The following is a 2,132-nucleotide window of genomic DNA, read 5'->3' as shown; positions in this document are numbered from 1 at the left end:
GGACATATGGACTCTCCTTGATTGAATGTTTGCACTTTCAATATGGCACATAGTGGCCATTTGGTAAGGGGAGTCCATATCATTCGTTAGGCTTACAGGATGTATCACATGAAAATAGTTTGTTTTTTATCGATTACTTTAACTGTGGCTTTTAGCCAACTATCAATGGCAAATGTGGATAAAATTGGTGGTTATAGGATTCTTGTAACAAGTTCATTAGATGGTAATGGGGTGCCAACCGATGAAATAGACTCTATTCAGCTAGATCACAAACTATTTTACGTCTATTCGGAATGGAACTTACCCGCAGGCGAATATAGATATAGCTGCATAATATATGATGGTAATAGGCGAGTAATAAATTCTCAATTCAATACTTTCCAATCGGATGGCAGTAACTTCAATTTTTGGTGTTCACATGACTTAGATAAAAGTACAGACAAACCCGGCGATTGGTATGCAGAAATGGGCATAGAAGGTTATGATTCAGCGGGTATATATTTCTCGGTAACTGAAGATGATATCAGGAAGTCACTAACAGGGAATTGGGATTGGGGTAATCAAGAAGATAGTTGCAATGATGAACACGTCATTAACATCTCTTTCGATGATGCGGGTACAAAAATGTATCACACTTCGAAATCAGGAATGAAACTAACAACTAGTGATGAATTGTACGAAAGAATAGTTTATTCAATTTTGTCTGAGGGGGATAAATATTTGCGTACAATAGTGATCAATGAAACTCAGAAAACAGATGAAGGAGAAATGTTTCTCTGGGATTTGATATTGAAAGATGATAAGTCGTTTTGTTGGAAGCAATCTGAATGGCCTGAAGGGCATTGCACTGAGCGATTAGTAAAGTGTGACAAGTAAGCCTAACAAGCGCATCAAGCGAAGGGACTGCTAACGCTTGGCTCGGTTCCGCTTCGCTGCACAAGTATAGCCAAGCATTATCAGCCCCTTATGCGGGCGTTAGGAGTAGCTGGAGAATTATGGCTCGTCGAAGAGAGTTAGGTAGTATTGCTAGTGGCATTATTGGCTCATTCAATAGCAGGAATAATGATATTGATGGATATTGGGGGATTGGCAAACTCTACAAACTTGTGGCTCAACTTGAAAGAAAAACCGTTTTAATTGACCTGAAAGGTAAAGCTATAAGCCCGAGCTCAACAGAGTTTGATGGAATGCTTACCCATTACCACAATATGCTCACACGCTTGCTGGGAAAACATGATATACCATTGGCGTGGATTACTTCGGTGATAATTACCGCTGAATTTGAAACAGCGTACGATCATAAGCATCACTATTGGAGAAGCGCGTTAGGTAATCCTTGTAATATTAAGTGTGATATTTTGGATGACAATAATCGTCATCATATTGCATATGCTTATAACAATTGCATGCCTCACGACCAGAGTAAAGAAAACCAAAGCAGTAGAGTTGGCAACTTATAACAAGCCAATCAAGCAGGACAAAAAACAGTTGGTTTTGTTCATGCTTCACAAGTATAACCAACTATTTTTTGCCTCTTATTGGGGCGTTATGAGCTATGAAAACTGATAAAAAAATTGCTGAATATTGGTATGAAGAATTAGTAGACTCACTGCGACTAATTTCTAGTGAGCTTGAAGTTCAAGAGGCCGTCCTGCCGGAGTTTGTTCATATACCTGACGAAGTTTTGAATTCATTTCCGATAGATTCATTGCATACGATCTCTAATCAAGGCCTAATTTCTGATGCTCAGCTTAAAGCATTGGTCGAGTTTGATTCGTTACTGGAAGAAATCGACCTTCCTTCAGACTATGACGACATGCTTGAAATGATGCGTTCTGGATCGGAGTTTAGATGTTTGCGAGAAAAGGCAATCAGACTCCTAGAAAATTTAGGACATAAATATGAAAAGCCAAATATAAATGCGATATACATTAAAGGCTCATAACAAGCGCATTAAATTTGAACACCTTCATCTGTCACAGCTCGCGCAGGTGGAGAAGATAGTCGTTGCGCAAGCAGTGCCAGTGGTGTCAATTTATGCGGGCGTTAGGTGCACAATGAAAATCGAGGATCTCGCATTTATAGCAAGTAAGTCGAATAACATGGAACGTGATATTACAGAGTATTGTGAA

3 protein-coding genes are annotated in these 2,132 nt (G+C 39.2%); all 3 read left to right on the top strand.

The window, feature by feature from the left end; translation table 11 throughout:
* Positions 1-108: 108 nt before the first annotated feature.
* The 3 genes from AN944_RS20915 (at position 109) to AN944_RS20905 (ending at position 1,945) form a co-directional block, all read left to right on the top strand.
* Complete coding sequence (locus tag AN944_RS20915; protein WP_055026576.1) at positions 109-876, top strand: hypothetical protein; 768 nt, start codon at positions 109-111, stop codon at positions 874-876.
* A 119-nt stretch (positions 877-995) separates the two neighbouring features.
* On the top strand, positions 996-1,460 hold the full coding sequence (locus tag AN944_RS20910; protein WP_055026575.1) for a hypothetical protein: 465 nt from the start codon (positions 996-998) through the stop codon (positions 1,458-1,460).
* Positions 1,461-1,555: 95 nt separating this feature from the next.
* Positions 1,556-1,945 (top strand): hypothetical protein, encoded by a 390-nt coding sequence (locus AN944_RS20905; RefSeq protein WP_055026574.1) that lies wholly within the window; start codon positions 1,556-1,558, stop codon positions 1,943-1,945.
* Positions 1,946-2,132 lie beyond the last annotated feature (187 nt).

Source organism: Shewanella sp. P1-14-1 (assembly GCF_001401775.1).
Lineage (GTDB): Bacteria > Pseudomonadota > Gammaproteobacteria > Enterobacterales > Shewanellaceae > Shewanella > Shewanella japonica.
Note: the sequence above shows the minus strand (reverse complement) of the source record. Positions and strands in the feature narration are given on the sequence as shown.

Coding starts and splice junctions, on each gene's coding strand:
- AN944_RS20915 (WP_055026576.1), top strand. CDS start 109: ATGAAAATAGTTTGTTTTTTATCGATTACTTTAACTGTGGCTTTTAGC.
- AN944_RS20910 (WP_055026575.1), top strand. CDS start 996: ATGGCTCGTCGAAGAGAGTTAGGTAGTATTGCTAGTGGCATTATTGGC.
- AN944_RS20905 (WP_055026574.1), top strand. CDS start 1,556: ATGAAAACTGATAAAAAAATTGCTGAATATTGGTATGAAGAATTAGTA.